Source organism: Thiocystis violascens DSM 198 (genome assembly GCF_000227745.2).
GTDB classification, from domain to species: Bacteria; Pseudomonadota; Gammaproteobacteria; order Chromatiales; family Chromatiaceae; genus Chromatium; species Chromatium violascens.
Genome location: NC_018012.1, coordinates 3,262,411 through 3,283,673, shown reverse-complemented (window position 1 = coordinate 3,283,673; position 21,263 = coordinate 3,262,411). Strand labels below are relative to the sequence as shown.

At 64.2% G+C, this 21,263-nt stretch carries 17 protein-coding genes and 1 pseudogene; 15 read left to right on the top strand and 3 right to left on the bottom strand.

All coding sequences use genetic code 11. The features are described 5' to 3' along the window. Positions 1–160: 160 nt before the first annotated feature. Positions 161–1,271 (bottom strand): annotated as a pseudogene (locus THIVI_RS14545) (IS5 family transposase). A gap of 310 nt (positions 1,272–1,581) precedes the next feature. Between THIVI_RS14545 and coaD the strand changes: the two are divergent. Genes coaD through ggt form a run of 3 tightly spaced genes read left to right on the top strand, consistent with a single transcriptional unit; the run spans position 1,582 to position 4,082 of the window. Next, entirely contained in the window at positions 1,582–2,058 is a 477-nt protein-coding gene (coaD, locus tag THIVI_RS14540; RefSeq protein ID WP_014779303.1) for a pantetheine-phosphate adenylyltransferase, read from the top strand. Between the two features lie 60 nt (positions 2,059–2,118). Then, the gene (locus THIVI_RS14535) at positions 2,119–2,370 is read left to right on the top strand and encodes a YfhL family 4Fe-4S dicluster ferredoxin (protein ID WP_014779302.1); all 252 of its coding nucleotides are present in this window, start codon (positions 2,119–2,121) and stop codon (positions 2,368–2,370) included. Continuing rightward, the gene (ggt, locus tag THIVI_RS14530) at positions 2,367–4,082 is read left to right on the top strand and encodes a gamma-glutamyltransferase (protein ID WP_014779301.1); all 1,716 of its coding nucleotides are present in this window, start codon (positions 2,367–2,369) and stop codon (positions 4,080–4,082) included. Before THIVI_RS14535 ends, ggt begins: the two co-directional genes overlap by 4 nt. Before the next feature lie 102 nt (positions 4,083–4,184). Here the strand turns inward: ggt and THIVI_RS14525 are convergent, their stop codons facing one another. Then, complete coding sequence (locus THIVI_RS14525; protein WP_014779300.1) at positions 4,185–4,574, bottom strand: hypothetical protein; 390 nt, start codon at positions 4,572–4,574, stop codon at positions 4,185–4,187. A 411-nt stretch (positions 4,575–4,985) separates the two neighbouring features. Here THIVI_RS14525 and THIVI_RS14520 point away from each other — a divergent pair, with 411 nt between their 5' ends. The 12 genes from THIVI_RS14520 to THIVI_RS25125 all read left to right on the top strand — a co-directional run bounded on the left by THIVI_RS14520 (position 4,986) and on the right by THIVI_RS25125 (position 20,479). Beyond that, complete coding sequence (locus tag THIVI_RS14520; RefSeq protein ID WP_041447028.1) at positions 4,986–6,431, top strand: glycosyltransferase; 1,446 nt, start codon at positions 4,986–4,988, stop codon at positions 6,429–6,431. A gap of 247 nt (positions 6,432–6,678) precedes the next feature. Further along, entirely contained in the window at positions 6,679–8,016 is a 1,338-nt protein-coding gene (locus THIVI_RS14515; protein WP_014779298.1) for a hemolysin family protein, read from the top strand. After that, positions 8,009–9,343 (top strand): hemolysin family protein, encoded by a 1,335-nt coding sequence (locus tag THIVI_RS14510; RefSeq protein WP_014779297.1) that lies wholly within the window; start codon positions 8,009–8,011, stop codon positions 9,341–9,343. Before THIVI_RS14515 ends, THIVI_RS14510 begins: the two co-directional genes overlap by 8 nt. A gap of 324 nt (positions 9,344–9,667) precedes the next feature. Then, entirely contained in the window at positions 9,668–12,646 is a 2,979-nt protein-coding gene (locus tag THIVI_RS14505) for a chemotaxis protein CheB (RefSeq protein WP_041447027.1), read from the top strand. After that, positions 12,639–16,109, top strand: coding sequence for an EAL domain-containing protein (locus THIVI_RS14500; protein ID WP_014779295.1), 3,471 nt, complete (start codon positions 12,639–12,641; stop codon positions 16,107–16,109). The genes THIVI_RS14505 and THIVI_RS14500 overlap by 8 nt, the downstream gene beginning before the upstream one ends. Positions 16,110–16,271: 162 nt before the next feature. Then, positions 16,272–17,543, top strand: a complete 1,272-nt coding sequence (gene ftsY, locus THIVI_RS14495; RefSeq protein ID WP_014779294.1) for a signal recognition particle-docking protein FtsY — start codon at positions 16,272–16,274, stop codon at positions 17,541–17,543. A 12-nt stretch (positions 17,544–17,555) separates the two neighbouring features. After that, positions 17,556–18,224, top strand: a complete 669-nt coding sequence (gene ftsE / locus THIVI_RS14490; protein WP_014779293.1) for a cell division ATP-binding protein FtsE — start codon at positions 17,556–17,558, stop codon at positions 18,222–18,224. A gap of 3 nt (positions 18,225–18,227) precedes the next feature. Continuing rightward, the gene (ftsX, locus tag THIVI_RS14485; protein WP_041447026.1) at positions 18,228–19,193 is read left to right on the top strand and encodes a permease-like cell division protein FtsX; all 966 of its coding nucleotides are present in this window, start codon (positions 18,228–18,230) and stop codon (positions 19,191–19,193) included. Between the two features lie 160 nt (positions 19,194–19,353). Beyond that, positions 19,354–19,674, top strand: a complete 321-nt coding sequence (locus THIVI_RS14480) for a PAS domain-containing protein (protein ID WP_041447025.1) — start codon at positions 19,354–19,356, stop codon at positions 19,672–19,674. A gap of 23 nt (positions 19,675–19,697) precedes the next feature. Next, complete coding sequence (locus THIVI_RS14475) at positions 19,698–19,994, top strand: hypothetical protein (RefSeq protein ID WP_157174467.1); 297 nt, start codon at positions 19,698–19,700, stop codon at positions 19,992–19,994. 23 nt (positions 19,995–20,017) lie between these two features. Continuing rightward, the gene (locus THIVI_RS14470) at positions 20,018–20,260 is read left to right on the top strand and encodes a hypothetical protein (protein ID WP_014779290.1); all 243 of its coding nucleotides are present in this window, start codon (positions 20,018–20,020) and stop codon (positions 20,258–20,260) included. 51 nt (positions 20,261–20,311) lie between these two features. Further along, positions 20,312–20,479, top strand: a complete 168-nt coding sequence (locus THIVI_RS25125) for a hypothetical protein (RefSeq protein ID WP_217160892.1) — start codon at positions 20,312–20,314, stop codon at positions 20,477–20,479. An 11-nt stretch (positions 20,480–20,490) separates the two neighbouring features. Here THIVI_RS25125 and THIVI_RS14465 read toward each other — a convergent pair whose 3' ends face one another. Beyond that, entirely contained in the window at positions 20,491–21,258 is a 768-nt protein-coding gene (locus THIVI_RS14465) for an endonuclease/exonuclease/phosphatase family protein (RefSeq protein ID WP_041447626.1), read from the bottom strand. Between the last annotated feature and the right edge of the window lie 5 nt (positions 21,259–21,263).

The following is a 21,263-nucleotide window of genomic DNA, read 5'->3' as shown; positions in this document are numbered from 1 at the left end:
ACCGTTTCGCCTTCTCTGCCCCCGGAAAGCAGGGATAAGGCAGCCTGAAGCCGTTCATGGTGAATCCTGAGCCTGTCGAAGGGTCGAACCATGAACGGCTTCACGCTCAGAGGCTTAGGGTTTCCCGTTCGTCCTGAGTCCTGAGAGGGTGTAGACAAAATCAAACCGTTGTGGTCAACCGCCGCAGCAGGATGCGCGCCTCCGCCAGCCAAACCCAGGTTTCGGAGACCGCTGGCAGACGGTCATGATGCATGATCAATCGACGGGCACGCTCATTCCACGCATGGGTGCGCTCGACAACCCAGCGCTTCGGCAGCGGAACGAAGCCGTCGGCGTTGGCGATCACCACTCGGTCAGGCGCCCCGTCCACGTGCCAGGAGCCAACGCTTTTGTTGGCTGGATGGCGCACGACTTCCACGCGGATCGCGTGGGCCTGCTCGGTGGTTTGGGCAAATTGACCGGCGTAGGCGCTATCGACAAACAGCGTGTTGAGTCTGGGGGTACTTGGCGGCCGCGTCAGCGACGGCGCCCGAGGCGGCATCGCGGTCCTGAAGATTGGCCGCGACCACGCTCACCGCCAACACGAACCCCAAGGTATCGACCACCAGGCTGCGCTTGCGCCCCTTGACCTGCTTGCCCGCATCAAAGCCGCTCGGTCCACCCTGCGGCGAGCCGCGGGTCGATTGCGCATCCAGCACCGCCGCCGTCGGCGCGATCTCACGCCCCTCGCGTTCGCGCCATTGCCCCCGCAGTCGATCATGCATCTGCTCAAACTTCCCAGCCGCACTCCAACGGCGAAACGTCTTGTAGACATTCTGCCAAGGCGCGAAATCGTGCGGCAGCATCCGCCACGCGCACCCCGTGCGCACCACGTAGCAACACGCCTCCAGGATGCTCCGGCGCGACACGCGGGGCGGTTGACCCCGCCCGCCCGGCATCTCAAAGAGAGCGGCGACCAAGTCCCACTCCGCATCGGTCAGACAACTTGGGTAGCTTTGGTCGGGGTCGTGGCGACGATGCGCATCCGTATACCCATACCGACGCGGCGTTGCGCGCGCTTGCGCCTCGAGACCACTCTCGCCCCGGAGGCGCGTGACGCCCGCCTCCCGCAAGGACTTGCGAATCGTTGCTTCATGAGCCTCGATTCCCGTCCGTGCCGCGAGTTCCCGGGCAATCTCTGACAGCGTGGAGGTCGGGCGATCCGTGACAATTTGACGCAATACCGCTTGCTCCGCCTCGTGAATCTTGGGGGGACGACCAGCTTTCGACATCAGCGCACACCAGCTCAGTTGTAGACTGGTATACAAATAGCAGCTCAATTATTTTTGTCTACACCCTCTGAGCGGAGCCGAAGGGTCGAAGGATGAACGGGAAACCCTTCACTGCTCGCCTGATTCGTCTGGGTTTTTCGCTTCATCAGGTCATACTGAGAATTGCTGTCCCAGGGTGGCGCTCCCGGCGCGCGCTCATGCGGGTTGTGCTATCGTGCGCGCCGGCCTTGATCGCGGGAGGCCGCCGACACTCTGTCCCGAATCCGTCGCGTCCGCCGACTGGCCGAATTTCCCTAAGAGGATCCAACGATTGCGCAGCGTGGTCTATCCCGGAACCTTCGATCCCATCACCAATGGTCATGTGGATCTGATCCATCGCGCGGCCCGGCTCTTCGATCGCGTGGTGGTCGCGGTCGCCGCCGATACCGGCAAGGCGCTGCTGTTTTCCACCGAGGAGCGCGTGGCGCTGGTCGGGGCCAGCGTCATCGATCAGACCAACGTGGAAATCGTGCCCTTTCAGGGACTGCTGGTGAACTTTACGCGACAACTTGGAGTCAGCGTTATCATGCGCGGCTTGCGTGCTGTCTCGGATTTTGAGTATGAATTCCAGTTGGCGGGCATGAATCGCCGCATGGCTCCGGATATCGAGACCCTCTTCCTGACTCCCGCCGAGCAATATTCCTACATCTCCTCATCGCTGGTGCGGGAAATCGCGCGACTTGGGGGCGATGTCTCGACCTTCGTCACGCCAGCGGTTCAGGCTGCATTGAAGCAGCGGTTTGGATAACATTCGCAAGTCCCATCACAACCCGTACAACCCAACGAGCAAACGAGAGGAATTTTTCCCATGGCGCTAATCATTACCGATGAATGTATCAATTGTGACGTCTGCGAACCCGAGTGCCCGAATGGCGCCATTTCCCAGGGCGACGAGACCTATGTGATCGATCCCAACCTGTGCACCGAGTGCGTCGGTCACTACGAGACCTCGCAGTGCGTCGAGGTGTGCCCGGTCGACTGCATCATCAAGGATCCGGCTCACGAAGAGAGCGAGGATGAACTGCGCGCCAAGTACGAGCGTATCTCCAGCGCGGCATGAGGCACACCGTCGGCCACCTGAGCCGGCGCTTGAGAGGCCCCGCGACGGGGCTTCTCATTTTCTTCTCGTTTTTCGCGGCATGCGTATGCGTTGCCGGGGAAAGCCGGCCGCCGAAGGCGGCGATCGCCACCGCGCATCCCCTGGCGACCGAGGCGGGTTTCGCCATCCTCGACGCAGGCGGGCAGGCCTTCGACGCGGCCGTTGCCATCGGCGCCACGCTCGCCGTGGTCGAACCCTACAGTTCCGGTCTTGGCGGCGGCGGCTTCTGGTTGCTGCATCGCGCCAGCGACGGTTTTCAGACCATGGTGGACGGTCGCGAACGCGCGCCGCTCGCCGCCCATCGCGATCTCTATCTCGATGCCGAGGGTCGTTTCGTCCACGAACGCGCGCTCGATGGCCCACTGGCGGCCGGTATCCCTGGGATGCCCGCCGCCCTCTGTCATCTCGCCGAACGCTATGGCCGACTGCCGCTCGCGCGGACCCTGGCGCCGGCCATCCGCCATGCCCGCGAAGGCTTCGTGATCGACGAGACCTATCGGCGCCTGACCGGTTGGCGGCTGGAAGCGCTACGGGCCTCGCCCGGCGCGGCGAGCCAGTTCCTGGCGGATGCCGAGATTCCTCCCCTGGGCTTCCGTCTGCGTCAACCCGATCTGGCGCAGACGCTGGAAGCGCTGGCGCGGCAGGGCTGCGACGGATTCTATGCCGGCCCCGTGGCCGAACGGCTGGTCGCGGGGGTACGCGCGGCGGGCGGCATCTGGACCCGCGAGGATCTGGAGCAATACGCCATCGTCGAGCGCGCGCCCATCGTCGGCGCCTTTCGCGGCTGGCGGGTGGTCAGCGCCGCGCCGCCGTCCTCGGGCGGCGTGCTGCTGGTGCAGATGCTCAACATGCTGTCCGCGCTGCCGGCGGACCAACTCGATGGCGACGCGCGTACCCATACCCTGGTCGAGGTCATGCGCCGCGCCTATCGGGATCGCGCCGCCTATCTCGGCGATCCGGATCAGGTGTCGATGCCCCTCGCGCGTCTGACCGACCCGGACTATGCCGCGGGTCTGATTCGCGATTTCGATCCCGCGCACGCCACCCCGAGCCGTCTGGCGGAGCGCGCGAAGACATCGACCTTGGCGGAGGGACAGGACACCACCCATTTTTCAGTGCTCGACCGCGAGGGCAACCGGGTGGCCGCCACGCTCAGCATCAATTATCCCTTCGGGTCGGGTTTCGTGCCGCCGGGCACCGGCGTCCTGCTGAACGACGAGATGGACGATTTCTCGGCCCAACCTGGCGTGGCCAATGTCTATGGACTGGTCGGCGGCGAGGCCAACGCCATCGCGCCCGGCAAACGCATGCTGTCGAGCATGTCGCCGACTTTTTTGGAATCGTCGAAGGGGATTGCGATTCTGGGCACTCCGGGCGGGAGCCGCATCATTACCATGGTTCTGCAGGGTATTTTGGCCGCCGTGGAGGGCGCGCCGGTGTCGGATTGGGTGTCCCGCCCCCGGATTCATCATCAGTATCTGCCCGACACGATCCAGTTCGAGCCCGGCGCGCTTGCAGAATCCGAGCAACAGCGGCTGATTTCAATGGGCCATCGGCTTGAGCCGCTCGAACGGCCGTTTGGCGATCTGCAGGCGATTTTCTGGGATCGATCCAGTCAAGCGGTCGAGGCCGCCAGCGATCCGCGCGGCTCCGGGCGTGCGCTGGCGCGCTGAGGCGATCGCGGCAAGCGCTTACCCCCTCGGCGTCGCCCGCAAGCGGGCTCCTACGCGCCCCGTAGCGGGCGACTTGGCCGTCGGTTTCAGCGATTCAGGAAATCATTGCCGGATGGTTGCTTCGTGCGAGCGCTCTTCCAGCCAGGTCTCGGCGATATACAGACTGACATCCACGGCCATCAGACTTAGCAGCACAAATCCCGCCGCGAACAGCCAATGCAGACCGCGCCACAGTGTCTGCATCCGTCTTCGCATGGGACTCCAGGTCGGCTCCGGCGGATGCGGAACATGGGCGAAGAGATCGACGAACATCAGTCCGGTGACGGACCAGAGCAGCAAGATCAGACCCGGCATCAGCAGCGCGTCGCCTTCCTTGCCCGCAAAGGCGAAGAGCCCGATACTGGCGGTGAGCGAACCGAACGCGGCAAGACCGATCAGTACCTGGCGAGCGGGTAGAATGCGTCTCGCGATCTGTTGCAGACGGTCCAGCATGGCAGTGACGATATCGATGGGGTGGGGCTTGCTGTCGCTTTCAGGCGGTCCTATCCTATCCTTCGACGACGCTGTTTCAATCCGCGCTCGGCTTAACCTGGCGACAAGTGCAAGGAAGAGGTTGCCCCTCTCCCGTGCGCATTATCCCCCTGAAGGGGGAGGTTTCAACCGGAGGATGGCGATGAAACCGACGCGTCTCCAACCGGTCGCCGCTCCCCCATCAACCCTTTAACCTAAAAAGATCCGTCGAACCGCAAGGAATCGAAAACAAGAGGTTGTCGTGCCATTGGACGTCGTCCCGTGAGCGAGACGGACAGCCGGAACACGCACCTGAAATTCTTTGCGTCCTTTGCGCCTTTGCGGTTCAATCCGCCGGATTTAGGTTTTATCCACTTTACGGACATACAACCCATGCTCGCGACTGAACTCACGGTCGAGCTTTTACTGACACTCTGTCTCGTCATTCTGACGATCTTTTCATTCAATCTCGCCTTGCTGACCCTGGCGAGGATTCTGACCCCCAAGCGTCGCCTCGCCATCGCGACGCCCGAGGAGGCCGCGCTGCCCAGGGTGCTGGTGCAACTCCCGCTCTTCAACGAAGGCGATCTGGTCGAACGGATCCTGGCCGCCGTCATCGCCCTGGACTGGCCCCGCGACCGGCTCCAGATCCAGGTTCTCGATGACAGCGTCGACGGCTCGCTCGCCCTGAGTCGGCAGGCCGTGGCCGCCTTGCATCAGGACGGTATCGAGATCGAGCTGCTGCATCGGGTCCAGCGCACCGCCTTCAAGGCCGGCGCGCTGGCGGCCGGGCTGGAGCGTTCCGATGCGCCCTACGTGGCCATCTTCGACGCCGATTTCATCCCGCCCGCGGATTTTCTGCGCCGGACGGTCGGCGCCTTGATCGCCCAGCCCGGCCTGGCCTATGTCCAGGCGCGCTGGGCGCATCTCAACCGCGACGAGAGTCTGCTGACGCGTATCCAGGCGCGCCTGCTGGACTCGCACTTCGGGGTCGAGCAGGAGGCGCGCTGGCGTTTGGGTCTGCCGATCCCCTTCAATGGCACCTGCGGCGTCTGGCGGCGCGCCGCGATCGAGGATGCCGGCGGCTGGGAGGGCGACACCCTGACCGAGGATCTGGACCTGAGTCTGCGCGCGCGTCTGCGTGGCTGGCGCTCCGGTTATCTCAAGGATCTCAGCGTACCGGGCGCGCTGCCCGTGTCCACGCGCGCCTGGCGGATCCAGCAATTTCGCTGGACCAAGGGCTTCGTGCAATGTTTCGTCAAGCTGATGCCCCTGATCTGGGCGAGTCCGGCGCTCCCGCGCTGGCAAAAGCTGATGATCAGCCTTCAGATCGGTCAACCCCTGGCGTTTCTGCTGGGCGCGACCTGTCTCGTCCTGGGGCTCCCTTTCATCGCCGGGGCCATGGTGGCGGACGGGACTCTCGGCCGGGTGGCGATCGTCACCTCGCTGCTGGGCTTCGCCGCCCCGATCGGCTTTCTCCTGCTGGCCGGAACCCGCGGCGGCGCTCGGGAGACCGCGCTGGAGGTGTTTGGCGCGCTGGCCCTGACCAGTGGGCTCCTGCTTTCGAACGCGCGCGGCGGGCTGGAGGCGCTGCTGGGTTATCGCACCGAGTTCGTGCGCACTCCCAAGGCGCGCGTTCAGAGCGGTCCATACGCGGCCCGCTGGAGCTATGGCCTGATCGAGTTGAGCGCCGGACTCGGACTGCTTGGTTTCGTCCTGCTGGAGCAGCCCATCGCGGCGATCTATCTGGCCATGGTCATTAGCGGTCTGCTCGGGGTGGGGACGCTGCAGATGCTGGATGGATTCGCGCTGGTCAAACAGCCTGATACGCGGCATTGACAAACCGCCCTGCGATGAAAAATCCGCGTTTGTCGGTCTCCCGCGCCAGGCGCGCGGCAACCGCGAATGCGATCTGGCATACTCCAAATCCTATGAACAGCACAGACACCCCGCCTGCAATGGTGGAATCCGCGGACGATTCCGGCGAGGATCCGGACTCTCCGGATCCTGACAACGCGTTCATCGACACGCTTGCCACGAGGTTCTCCCCGGCCATCAGTCGCCAGCGCGAGGCGAGATCGCCCGGATGAGCCTCTGGCCCTTTCCGATCGTCGTCGTCCTCATCCTGATCAACGCGCTCTATGTAGCCGCCGAATTCGCCATCGTCGGCGCGCGGGCGACCCGCGTCGAGCAATTCGCCGCGCGGGGTCACCGCCTGGCCGCCGCGCTGCTGCCGATCATGCGCGATTCCGGCCGCCTGGACCGGTATATCGCGGGCTGTCAGATCGGCATCACGCTGTCCAGCCTGGTGCTCGGCGCCTTCGGACAAGCGACCATCGGCCTGGCCCTCGGCGCGCTCCTGGTGTCGCACGGGGAACTCGAACCGCTCGGCGCCTACGCGCTCTCTGCCACGGTCGTGCTGGTGGCGCTGTCGTCGATCCAGGTGATCTTCGGCGAATTGATCCCCAAGACGGTGGCGCTTCAGTATCCAGTCGGCACGGCGCTCTTTACCTATCTGCCGATGCGCTGGTCGCTGATCGTTTATGCCCCCTTCATCAGCCTGCTCAACGGGAGCGGAAACCTGGTGCTGCGGCGGTTTGGCGTCAACCCCGAGACCAGCCACCGGCATGTTCATGCGCCCGATGAAATCGATCTCCTGATCCGCGAGAGCCGCGACGGCGGACTCCTGAAGGCCAGGGACAGCACCCGTCTGCGCGAGGCGCTGCGGCTCGGTCGTCATACGGTGCGCCAGTTGATGGTGCCGCGGCGCCAGATTGCCAGCCTGGACCTGAACGCGCCGCTGGCGGACTTGCTGGCGCAGATCGACGCCTCGCCCTACACCCGGCTCCTGGTGTATCAGGGCGACTTCGACAACATGCGCGGTTTCCTGCACGTCAAGGATCTGGCGGTGACAATCGCCAGCGGGCGCGACCCGGCGGCCCTGCCATCCCTGGTGCGTCCGCTGCTGGCGCTGCCGAGCGGGCTGACGATCGACCGCGCGCTCGGGCAGTTGCGCGATCGGCGCGCGCGCATCGCGCTGGCGGTCAGCGAGTTCGGGGATATCGAGGGACTCATCAGTCTCGAAGACATCATCCGCGAACTGCTTGGCGAACTCTCCGACGAGTTCAAGTCCGCGTCCGATCTGGCGCCGGTGCCGCTGCCCGATGGCCGCTGGCGGCTGCCAGGTCGGTTGCCGATTGACGAGTCGATCGAGTGGGCGCACAACCTCGGCACCCCCGCCTGGGATGCCGGCGAGGCTGAAACCCTGGCCGGCTGGCTGCTGGAACAGCTTGAGGCGATCCCCGAGGTCGGCGATCGATGCACCGCCGCCGGTATCGACTTCGAGATCGAGTGCATGGACGGCGCGGCCATTCGCTCGGTGCTGGCGCGACCCGCGCGGATGCCGGGAGACGCGCATGATTGAGTTCATCATCGTCCTGTTGATCATCATGGCCCTGGTCGCGCTCAACGGGCTGTTCGTCGCGGCCGAATTCGCCATCATCGGCACCCCGCGCTCGGCGATGGCGACGCGGGCGGAGTCCGGCGACCCGCGCGCTCGACGCATCGTCGCCGTCCTCGACGATCCGACCCGCCTCGATCGCTATGTCGCGACCGCGCAGATCGGCATCACCTTCGCGAGCCTTGGTTTGGGCATGTATGGCGAACACACGATCGCCGCCTTCATCGAACAGGGGCTGATCCTGGCGGGTTTCGCCGGTCCTGGCGCGCAGATCACGGCGCACGGTCTGGCGTCCGCGCTCGCCATCGCGGCCATCACCTATCTGCATATCGTCTTCGGCGAGATGATCCCGAAGGCGTTGGCGCTGAACCACGCGATGCGGGTCGCCCTGTGGGTGACTCCGATCATGCTGTGGGTCGGGCTACTGCTGTATCCGCTGGCGAAGGGGCTCAATCTGACGGGTAACCTGCTGCTGCGTCTGGTGGGTTTCGAGCGCGGTCGCGACGCCGCGCATTATCTTGCCCCGGAAGAACTGGAATCGGTCGCGCGCGAGAGTCAGCAGAGCGGTCTGATCAGCGAGGAAAGCGGTCGGATCTTTCGGGAACTCGCCGATTTCAGCGAGATTTCGGCCGCGCAGGCGATGGTGCCGCGGGTGCGCACGCATGGTATCCCGGTCAGCGCGAACGACGCCCTGCTGCGCGAGATCCTGAACCTGCATCGCCACACCCGCTATCCGGTCTACGCGGGCGATCTCGATCACATCATTGGCACGGTCCATATCAAGGATCTGCTCGGACCGCTGCGCGAGGGTTCGGGACTCGCCCCGGCCATGGTGCGGGAAACCGCCTATCTGCCGGAAACCGCCACCCTGGACGATGTGCTGGCCGCGATGGATCGGGTGCACAGTCAAATGATCGTGGTGATGGACGAGCACGGCGGCACGGCGGGCATTCTGACCGTGGAGGATATCTGCGCCGAGGCGGTCGGGGATATCGAGGAGGGGGCGGACGATGTCCCCGATGTCCTCCCGGTCGGGGCGGACAGCTATCAGGTGCAGGGAACGGTTCGTTTGGATACGCTGGGCACCCTCATCGGGCAGGAGTTGGAACACCCGGAGGTCGACAGCGTGTCGGGCTTGATCCTGAGCGAACTCGGCCGGCCGCCCCTGGTTGGCGATCGCATCCACTGGAACGATCTGAGCTTTAAGGTCAGCAGTCTGTATGGACGCGGGGTGCGACAAGCGGTCGTGACCCTGGATCGGTCGCTCCCCCGCTCGGTCGAGCCTCTTTGACGCACTCTTCAGCCGCCGTCCGTGACCCGCGTAGCGAGATCGCTCGACACGGCGTCGATCGGGCCGGACGCGGTTGAATTTGCTTCAGATCGATCGGCAGGATCGGGGTGGTCCAGGTAAACTGTCGGCAGCACAATGCCATGGCGACGGTTCGCACCTGAAAGACCGGCGGGGAGGGCGTTAGAATACGCCTCCGCGGTTTCACGAGCGCCTGGCTCCAGGTCGGATCGCCGATGACGGTCGGACGACGGGAAAGACAAGCGCGAAACCGAAATAAGGCAGTCATTCATGAGTCATGGCGAAGCAGGCAAAAAAAACACTACTATGTCCAATGTCCCGAATGTCACCGAGAGCACGGGAGCGAGCGCCTCCCAAAACCGATTCAAAGGGTATGTCGTTGCGATCGGAGCCTCGGCGGGCGGACTGGACGCGCTGGAGCGTTTCTTTCAAGGTTTGCCGGCCAATACCGGCGCCGCCTATGTCGTGATCCAGCATCTCTCGCCGGATCACAAAAGCATGATGGCCAACCTGCTGTCGCGCCATACCGCCATGCCGGTGGTGACCGTCGAGCACGATATGCGAATCGAGGCGGATCGGGTGCATCTGATCCCGCCCGCCAGCATGATGAGCGCCTCGGGCAATGCGTTGCGCCTGAGCCCCAAGAATCCGCGCGGCCTGACCCTGCCCGTCGATCATTTCTTCAGCTCGCTGGCCAAGGAGTTCGGCAATCGCGGGATCGGCGTGATCCTCTCCGGAACCGGCTCCGACGGCACGCGCGGCTCGGTGGCGATCAACGATGCCGGCGGCTTCCTGCTCGCCCAGGATCCCGAGTCCTCCAAATTCGACGGCATGCCGCGCAGCGTCATCGCCACCGGTCTGGTGGACGCGATCCTCCCGCCCGAGGAACTCGGACCCCGTCTGCTCGAACACATCCACCAACTGCCTCATGTCAAGATCCGGGTGCCGGTGCTGGCCGCCGAGATCGATCAGGACGGCGCCCACGAAGAGGTCATGCACCTGCTGCAGCATTCCGGCGGAATCAATTTCCGCGAATACAAGCCGGCCACCGTGATGCGCCGGATGGAGCGGCGCATGCAAGTGCGTCAGACGCCGGATCTGCTGAACTATGTGCGACTGCTGGGCACGGACCGGGGCGAGTTGGCGACCCTGCGCCGCGAGTTGCTGATCCCGGTCACGAGTTTCTTCCGCGATCCCGAGGCGTTCGAGATCCTGGCCGACACCGCCGTCAAGACCATCGTGGCCGAACGCGCCGACAATCAGCCGCTGCGGGTCTGGGCGGCGGGGGTCGCGACCGGCGAGGAGGCCTATTCCCTGGCGATTCTCTTTGCCGAGGCGTTCGATCGGGCACGCCGCTGGCCGAATTTCAAGCTGTTCGCGACCGACGTGGAGCCCCAGAACGTCGAGACGGGCGGCGCCGGCGTCTTCTCCGAGGCGATCACGGCGGAAATCTCGCCCGAGCGGCTGGAAAAATTCTTTCTGCGGCGCGGCAACCATTTCGTGGTCAAGACCGAGATCCGTCAGAGCATCATCTTTGCCCGGCACAATCTCCTCGAGGATCCGCCCTTCACCCGGATGGATCTGGTGTCCTGCCGCAATCTGCTGATCTATTTCCGCTCCGAGGCCCAGGAGCGCGCGCTGCGCCGGCTCCAGTACGCCATGGCGCCGGGGGGCTTCCTCTTCCTTGGACCCAGCGAGACGCTCGCCAATCTCCAGACCGACTTCACTGCCGTCAGCTCCAAGCACAAGATCTATCGCATCCTGCGGCATGTCGCGCTGCCCCTGGATACCGCCATCGCGTCGCTCTCGCGCAGCTCGGTGACGGGCGCCCGGCCGCGTCCCGGGATCCGCACCCATGGCGTGTCCAGCGACGCCGCCGCCATCGATGCCGCGCAGAATCTGCTGCTACGCAGCTACGCGCCGACCAGCCTGCTTCTGAATCAGCGCCACGATCTGCTGCATGTGTTTGGCGATGTCACGCATTACCTGCGCATCGGCGAAGGCGCGGCCACCCTGGATCTGGCGAAGCTGCTGCCCAGCTCGCTGGTGGCCATCGCCAAGGCGCTGCTCTATAAGGCCGCGCGCGACCGCGCGCCGCTGCGCTCCGACCTGCTCGGACTCTCGCTGGACGCGGGCCGCACCGAGCGTTTGCACCTGGTCGCGAGACCCATTGACCCGCCGCACGGCGAGCTCAACCTGCTGCTGTCCTTCGAGACGGAAACCATCCCCGATGTCGCCGTCGAGGTCGATGCCGCAGGCGGCAGGCGTTCCGCCACGCCCTCCCTGACCGAGATGGAGACGCTCAGTCTCGACCGCGAGACGGCCCAGCGTCTGGAGACCCTGGAGCGCGAACTGGCGGCGACCCGCGAGAGCCTCCAGGCCACCATCGAGGAACTGGAAACCGCCAACGAGGAACTGCAGGCCACCAACGAGGAACTCATGGCCTCCAACGAGGAGTTGCAAAGCTCCAACGAGGAGCTGCAATCGGTCAACGAGGAACTCTATACCGTCAACGCCGAGAATCAGGAAAAGATCGAAATTCTCAACCGGCTCAACGCCGATCTCGACGGCATGGCCAAGGCCGCCTCGATCGCCACCGTCTTCGTGGATTCGCAACTGCGTCTGACCCGCTTCACGCCCGAGGCCACCGCCCTCTTTAAAATCCGCGAGGGCGATCTCGGCCGTCCCATCGACGACTTCGCCAACCTGCTCCAGTATCCGGAGTTCCTCCCCGAACTGCATCGCACCATCGGCAGCGGCGAGATGCTTCAGCACGAGATCGATGCCGCCAACGGACGTCACTATCTGGCGCGCGTGCATCCCTACGCGGTGCGCACCGGCGAGGCGCGCGGGGCGGTCGCCACCTTCGTGGACATTACCACGCTGCGCGACGTGGAACGTCTCCAGGCGGTGCTGGACTCGCTGCCCGAGCATGTCGCCGTGCTCGATGCCAAGGGTGTCATCACCATGGTCAACCGTGCCTGGCGAACCTTCGCGGAGGACAACGGCAATCCGATGCTGCAATCCTCGGGGCTTGGGACCAACTACCTGGAAGTCTGCGACATGCGCCAAATCGTGGATGAACCGACCGCCGGCAACGCGATCGGCGGTATCCGGCAGGTGCTCGAAGGCAAGACCACGGCATTCTCTCTGGAATATCCCTGCCATTCGCCGGATGAGCAGCGTTGGTACGTCATGCACGTCGCGCCGATCGATCATCCGGGCGGGGGAGTCATCGTGAGTCACATCAATATCAGTAAGTGGTCGACGGGCAACCATGACTAGACAGAAGACCGGGGTGCGAGAGGGGCAGGGCAGCATCCGTGACCTGATCGACATCTCCCCCGAGGAACTGCGCGCGCGAGCGCTGACCGCGCTGCAGCAGGGTCGCTTCGATCTCGCCGACGAGGTGCTGGCGGGGAGCGACCTCAAGGTTGCCGCCCTGGTGGAGAATCTGCGGATCTATCAGGCCGAACTCGAAATCCAGAACGAGGAACTGCTGCACAGTCAGCGTCGCAGCGAGGAGTCGCTCGCACGCTTCACGGCGTTTTTCGACGGCTTGCCCGTGGCCGAGCTGGTGATCGATCGCACGGGTCTGGTCAAGGAGAGCAACCTGGCGGCGCAGCGTCTGTTCAATCTGCGAGACAGCCACTTTCATCAGCATTTTTTCGCGCGTCTGATCGTCGAGGCGGACCGGGGCGCGGTCATCGGCGCCTGGTCCAAGCTCTCGGGGAATCAGACCGTGGTCATCCCGGAGGTCCGGTTTCGCGGCGACGGCACGGGCGAGTTCATCGGCGACCTCCATTTCGCCCCCTTGCCGAGAACCGAGGACGAGGCACCGCAGTTCGTCTGCGCGGTGATTGACCGCACCGAGGCGGTTCAGCAACGCCGGGATCTGTTCGAGGCCGGCGAACGTCTGTTTCGCAGCGAAGCCGAGTTGAAAGAGCGGCTCAAGGAACTCGCCTGTCTCCATGACGTGCTGGCCGCGACCAGTCAGGCCGATGCCCCCGTGGCGCGAATCATCCGGCAAGTGGTCGAGCGCCTGCCCGCCGCCTGGCGGTTCGCGGATCTCGCCGAGGCCCGAATTTATCTGCCCCACATCAGCGTCGAGACCGCCGGATTCGCGATGACCGACTGGTCCCTGACCGCGCCGATTGCCCTGGCCGACGGCCGCCAGGGGGAGATCACGGTCGTCTATCGCGCGCAACCGCACGGCGATGACGATGGCGAGGAGCAGGCGATTTTCCTGCCCGAGGAACGCTCGTTGCTCGACGCCGTCGCGACCCATGTCGCCGTCTTTCTCGACCGGCATGACGACGAGGAGCGTTTGCGCGATAGCCGCGAGCGTTATCGGGTGCTGGCCGAATACAGTCCGGATTGGGAATATTGGCTGGGTCCGGACGGCCAGTATCGCTATGTCTCTCCGGCCTGTCTCAAGCTCACCGGCTATCCTCCCGAAGGATTTATCGACGACCCCGACCTCTTTACGCATCTGATTCATCCGGCGGATCGAGAGCTCTGGGTCGGCCATTGTCGGGAACTGGCGTCGAGTACGGTCGAGCATGTGGGCTGCGTGGAATTCCGGATTTTCGCCCGCGACGGTCAGGAACGCTGGATCGAGCACATCTGCAATCCGGTGGTCACGGACGACGGACGCTATCTGGGGCGACGCGGGGTGAACCGCGACATCACCCAGCGCAAGCGTTTCGAGGAGGCGCTGCGACGCAGCGAGGATTTCCTCAACGCCACCGGCCGCATGGCCAAGGTCGGCGGCTGGGAACTGGATCCCGTGACGAACGCCATGCGCTGGACCAGCGTCACCTATGAGATCTTCGAGGTCGATCCGGGCGGGGCGCCCTCCTTCGAAAGCGGGATGAAATTCTTCCATCCCAGCGATCGCGTCAAGCTGCAGAAGTTCATGGACCTGGCAATCTCGCTGGGTCAGCCATTCGATATACAGGCCAGGCTCGTCACGACCAACGACCGACCGCTCTGGGTTCAGGTGGCCTGCGAGCCGGTGATGCACCACGGCGTGGCCACCAAGCTCCTGGGGACGATCCAGGACATCACCGCCCGCATGGACGCCGATAAATCGCTGCGTCAGGCGGCGCGGGTCTTCGAGAATACCGCCGAGGGCGTCGTCATCACGGATCCCGAGGAGCGCATCCTGGCCGTCAATCGGGCCTTTGCCGAGATCACCGGCTACGCCGAGGAGGAGGTGTTGGGCGCGACGCCGCGGATCCTCAACTCGGGGCGGCACGATGCCGAGTTCTATCAGGCAATGTGGGCCGAACTGAACCGCTCCGGTCAATGGCGCGGCGAACTCTGGAATCGCCACAAAAATGGCCAGATTTATCCGGAACTCATGACGATCAGCGCCGTGGTGGACGGAAATGGCGAACTGACCCATTACGTCGGCGTGTTCCGCGATATCAGCCACCTCAAGCGCTCCGAGGAGAAGCTTGAGTATTTGGCCCATCACGACCCGCTGACCGGTCTGCCCAATCGCAGCCTGTTCCAGGCGCGTCTGGAACAGTGCCTTCAGCGCGCCGCGCGCCATCAGCGGCAGGTTGGACTGCTGTTCCTGGATCTGGATCGATTCAAGATCGTCAACGACACGCTCGGCCATTCGATCGGCGATGGATTGCTGCAGCAGGTGGCCGAGACCCTGTCCAAACAGGTACGGGCGGCCGACACCATCGCCCGTCTGGGGGGCGATGAGTTCGTCATCATCCTGGAAGACATTCCCGCCGCGCGTTTCGCCGCCAATTTCGCGGAACGGCTGATGACGGCCTTCAGCCAGCCGTTCAACGTGGAAGGGCATGAACTGTTTATCACCGCCAGCATGGGGATCAGTCTCTATCCGCAGGACGGGGAGGAGATCGACGCCCTGGTGCGCCATGCCGATATCGCCATGTATCAGAGCAAGAATGGCGGGCGCAACGGGTTCAGTTTCTTCGAATCCGCCATGACCGAGGGCGCCGCCGAACGTTTGCGTCTGGAGCACGATCTGCACGGCGCGCTGCTGCGCGATGAATTCGTTCTGCATTATCACCCGCAACTGGCGCTCGCCGATGGGCAGCTCCGCGGGGTCGAGGCGCTGTGCCGCTGGCAGCATCCCACGCTGGGTCTGATTCCGCCCAACCAGTTCATTCCGGTCGCCGAGGACATCGGACTCATCGACCGGCTGGGCGCCTGGGTGCTTGAAGAAAGTTGTCGGCAGATGATCGTGTGGGATCAAGCCGGCTTTCATGTGCCACGGCTAGCCGTCAATCTCTCGGTGCGGGAGCTGGAGCGCGCCGATCTGGTGGACGAGATTCGGGAGATCCTGCATCGAACCGGGGTCGCGCCGGAGCGCCTCGAACTGGAGGTCACCGAGTCCATGATCATGCGCAACGCCGAGCTTGCCATCAAAACCCTGGCGGCTTTGCGGGGGCTGGGCGTCACCCTGGCGGTTGACGACTTCGGCACGGGCTACTCATCGCTCGCCTATCTGAAGCGTCTGCCGCTGCATCGTCTGAAAATCGACCGTTCCTTTGTGGAGAAACTCACGCAGGATTCCAACGACGACGCCATCGTGCGGGCGATCCTCGCGCTCGGCCGCAGCCTGGGCCTGGAGACGCTCGCCGAGGGCGTCGAGACTCAGGCCCAAGTGGATTTCCTGCTGCAAGAGGGTTGCATCGAGGGTCAGGGCTATCTGTTCAGCCGGCCCGTACCGGCCGCGGATCTCGTCGCGACCTTGTTTTAGGCGATTTCCTGAACCTTGCCCCTTGCCCTTTCTTGGGATCTGCATTGGCAAGCCGCCGATCCGAAAGCGGCGGGTGAAATGACGATCTGGTAGCATTGACGGACGCGATGGGCGGCGACTTGCCGTCTCACTCTGAACGTCAACCCGTGATAGCAAGCCCTTATGTTTGGTTTCGGAAAAAAGCACAAAACTCCCGACCTGTCCGGGCAGGCTCCCGCGGACGAGCCGATCACACTCCAGGAACCCGCGCCGCAGACCGAACCGACGGCGCGGGAAACCCCAGCGGATCCGGGCGCATCGACTAAAAAACCCTGGTTCGGCAAGCTTTTCAAATCGGCAAAACCACCTCTGTCAGAGGCTGAACCAGGTCGCGCGCCGCCGCTCGGGCCAGCCGCGCCGGAGTCGCTCGACCAGCCGAGCGCCCCCCTGCCACGACAACCGCCGCCTAAACCGGTCAAGGTTACCCGGGACATCGCCCCGGTTCCAAGAATCGCGCCAGAGGAGGATGCCGAGCCAAAGCGTGGCGTGTTCTCCCGTCTGCGCGAGCGGCTCTCCCGTACCCGGTCCAACCTTGGCGACGGTCTCGGCACGCTCTTTCTCGGCCGCAAGCGCATCGACGACGAATTGATGGAGGAACTCGAAACGCTCCTGATCACCGCCGACGTTGGGGTGGAGGCTACGGCGCGCATCATCGCGGACCTGACCGAGCGGGTGAAGCGCAAGACGCTTGCCGATCCGCCGGCGCTCCTGCAGGCGCTCAAGCGCGATCTGCGCGAACTGCTGCAGGCCGCCGACGGTCCGGTACGTCAGCCGGCGCCAGGCAAGCCGCAGGTGATCCTCATGGTCGGCGTCAATGGCGCGGGCAAGACCACGACCATCGGCAAGCTCGCCAAGCGGCTCCAGACCGAAGGCAACAGCGTGATGCTAGCCGCCGGCGATACCTTCCGCGCCGCCGCCGTCGAACAACTGGAGACCTGGGGCGAGCGCAACCAAATTCCGGTCATCGCCCAGCAAACCGGCGCCGACTCGGCCTCCGTGGTCTTCGATGCCCTGCAAGCCGCCACGGCTCGTGGGGCCGATGTCCTGATCGCCGACACCGCTGGACGGCTGCACACCAAGACCAACCTGATGGACGAGTTGACCAAGGTGGCGCGCGTGCTCAAGAAGCTCGACCCCGATGCGCCCCACGAGGTGATGCTGGTGGTCGACGCCACCACGGGACAAAACGCACTGAATCAGGCCGAGCATTTTCACCGGGCGGTGGGGCTGACCGGGATTACGCTGACCAAGCTCGACGGCACCGCCAAGGGCGGCATCCTGTTCGCGATCGCCGACCGGCTGAAGCTTCCCATCCGCTTTATCGGGGTGGGCGAATCCATCGACGATCTGCGCCCCTTCGACGCCGATGAGTTTCTCGATGCACTCTTCGGCTAGGAGTGTCCGCGCGTGATCCGTTTCGAGCATGTCTTCAAACGCTACCCGGAACGCGGCGAGGCATTGACCAACATCAGTTTCGAGATGAAGGTCGGCGAGATGGCCTTTCTGACCGGTCATTCGGGCGCGGGCAAGAGCACCCTGCTGCGTCTGATCGGTCTGCTGGAGCGCCCCAGCCGCGGCCAGATCCTCGTCAACGGACGCAATCTGGCCACCCTGCCGCGCCGCCAGATCCCCTATCACCGGCGTCAGGTCGGGATGATCTTTCAGGATCACCGGCTGCTGCCCGACCGCAGTATCTTCGACAATGTCGCCCTGCCGCTGGTGGTCACCGGTCTCGGACAAAAGGAAGTGGGCCGGCGCGTGCGCGCCGCGCTGGATCAGGTCGGCCTGCTCAAACGCGAACGCGCCACCCCGGTCGCGCTCTCGGGCGGCGAGCAGCAGCGGGTGGGCATCGCGCGCGCCATCGTCGGACGCCCGCCGGTTCTGCTGGCGGACGAGCCGACCGGTAACCTGGACCCTGATTTGTCGCGCGAAATCTTTGAACTCTTCGAGCGATTTCAATACGTCGGCGTCACCTTGCTGATCGCCACGCACGATCTTGCGCTCGTCAACAGTATGCAGCACCGGACTTTCACACTGGACGACGGACGCCTGCTGAACGACACGGGGCGTTGGTGACGCATGGCAAAACAACGCTCCCGGAGGCGGCGTGGTCCCCAACTCCTCGATCTACCGGGAATCTGGCTCAGTCAACATGTGCAGAGCGCGATGGCCACTCTGCGCAGGCTCCTGGATACCCCACTGCCCACCGGGATGACGGTGGCGGTCATTGGCATCTCGCTCGCCCTGCCCGCCGCGCTCTATGTGCTGGCGGATAACCTGCGCGCCATGGCGGGCGGCTGGGATCAGACCGCGGCGATTTCGCTCTTTCTGTATGACGAGACGCAGGACGCCGACGCCAACCGCGTCGCCGCCGATCTGCGTGGCTGGCCCGAGATCGCCCAGGTGCAGATGATCACCCGGGAGAAGGCGCTGGACGAGTTTCGCGCCCTGGGCGGATTCGAGGAGGCACTGGAGCAACTCACGAGCAATCCCCTGCCGGTGGTGCTGGCCATCTATCCGCGTAACGAGCACTCCCCGCCCGCGCAACTGGAGACCCTGCAAACCAAATTGCTGGAACTCCCCGAGGTTGACTTCGCCCGCATGGATACGCTCTGGCTGCAACGGTTTCAGGCCATCCTGGAGTTGATCCAGACCGGGGTGCTGCTGCTTGGCGGGCTGCTGGGGATGGGTGTCCTGCTGATTGTCGGCAATACCATTCGTCTGGAAATTCTCAATCGCCGCATCGAAATCGAAATCATGGAACTCGTGGGCGCCACCGCCGCCTTCATTCGCCGCCCCTTTCTCTATGCCGGCGCCTGGTATGGCCTGTTGGGCGGTCTGACCGCCTGGCTGCTGGTGACGCTGGCGATACTGCTGCTGCAGGGACCGGTCTCGCGCCTGGCGAGTCTGTACCGAAGCGATTTTCCGCTGTCTGGTCTTGGCCTTGCGGCCATCGGCATCATTCTGATAGGCAGTATCCTGCTGGGACTGATTGGGAGTTGGATCGCCGTCAATCGGCATCTGCGGGGAACGGAGCCGGATTAAACCGCGCCCAGTGCGGTTTACGATGTTTTTTTGGATTGGATCAGCCTCGGCAGCACCCACGACTGTCGGAGCGGGCGCGGTTTAAACGATCAAAAATGAATTCGCCCCCACAGAGCGGCGGCCTGCATCCTGCTCAAGTGGATTCGGGCAAAAATCGGCCATGATCAAAACCGCGCAGACTCCGCCGGACGCGGCTTTAAGGAGAGAAGGATCCGATGAAACCCAAGTTCCAGATGGACGGCAGCCGCGCCCAGTTAACTTTAGAGAAAACGAACCGTCCGAATCCCGGCAGGCGAAACAGCGGCTGCTGGAAAGCGAGGAACGGCATCGTCTGTTCTTCGAGCAGTCCCGCGACGCCATGATGACCCTGGCCCCGCCGTCCTGGCGATTCACCACCGGCAATCCGGCCGCCTGCGCGACGTACGGCGTGCGCGACGAGGCGAAATTCGTCGCCCTGGGCCCCTGGGATGTCTCCCCATAGGCGCCAACATAGCCGGCAAGCCCTTGAAAATTCGTGGAGAGGCGCGATCCGTTGGGCATTTTGCCGCCATGCTCCACGCCTCCCAGCCCGCCGATCTTGCGTTTGAAACGTTTCTGAAGGAATTGCCACCCGAGTACGCGACGATGGCGCGTGAGTTCAAGGCGTTCGCGCGCCCGCGCAAGCTCAAGACGCCGGCGCAATTGCTGCAAGTGGTGATGCGGGATTGCGGACTCGATCAGGCACGGCGAACGACGGCGGGGAGCTTCACGCTGCTGGAGGAACTCTCGACACCCTGCGCACCCAGCAAAACAGTCGCTTAGGCGAGGTCTGGATCCGGGGAAAATTGCTTTATGCACTGGTCATCGAGCGACGCGCCCAGCGCCATGCCACGGGCGGCATCGACCCGCTGGATCGACCGCGTCGCTTGACCCCGTGGCGGCTGCTGGCGATCGTTCGCCAAGCGGTCGATGGCTGGGTTCTCGACGATCAACAGTGGTGCGCCGAGCAATGGGACGCCTGCCTCGACGTGCTCAAGGAACGTCCGCGCCGCCGCCGTTTGCAAACCCTTCCGGGCCAGGGTCATTGAGATGATGAATGCACAAGAACGTCAACGGTGCGGTTAAGTTGGCGCTTATGGGTGGAAACCTTGGAGCATGGCGAGATGCGACTGCGGCTCGGCTGCGAACTGGCCCAGGGGTATGGCATCGCCCGCCCCATGCCGGCCGACGAGATCCCCGGCTGGTCGGTTGTCTGGTGTCCCGATCCGCGTTGGACCGATCCGTCCACGGTCCGTCGCATGGGTTGATGGGGCGGGCCTCACCGCATCGGATCGGCGAACCGGAGACCCTCGGGCAGTTCGATGGTCGCGCTGAGCGGAAGATGATCGGAGAGCGCGTAGTCGATGACCCGCGCGGAGACGACCTTGAGCGGGTGGGAAACCAGGATATGATCCAGGTTATGGCGCGGACGCCAACTCGGAAAGGTCTTCAGCTCGCAGTCGAGTCCCCGCATCCCCGTTTGAAGCACCATGGCGCGTAGCCCCTTGGACGCGCAGCCGCAATTGAAGTCGCCCATCAGCACCAGATAGGGGTGTTCGAGCGCGAGCGTCTCCAGATAGGCCAGTTGCCGGCGGCGCGCCTTCCAGCCAAGCGCGAGATGGAGGATGGCAATCGCCAGGTCGGAGCCGTCCGAGAGCGGGAATTCGGCGACCACGGCGCCTCGCCCCGGGAGGCCGGGAAGCCGGTGTTCGGTGATTCGACGGGGACGCAGACGGCTCAGGATGCCGTTACTGTGCTGGGCGAACGGCCCCAGATTGCGATTGATCTGACAATACCAGTGCGGAAAGGCGCCATGCCGGGCGAGGTATTGAATTTGGTCGATGAAGGCGCTGCGCAAACTGCCCGCGTCGACTTCCTGGAGCCCGACGAGATCGAATTGATGCAGGAGTTGGGCAATGCGGGTCAGATTGACCAGCCGCTCGGGGTGCGGCAGGACGTGCTTCCAACTGTTCGTGAGATAGTCGCTGTACTGACGGGAGTGAATCCCCGCCTGCACGTTATAACTCAGCAGATGCAATTGCCGGATGGCGA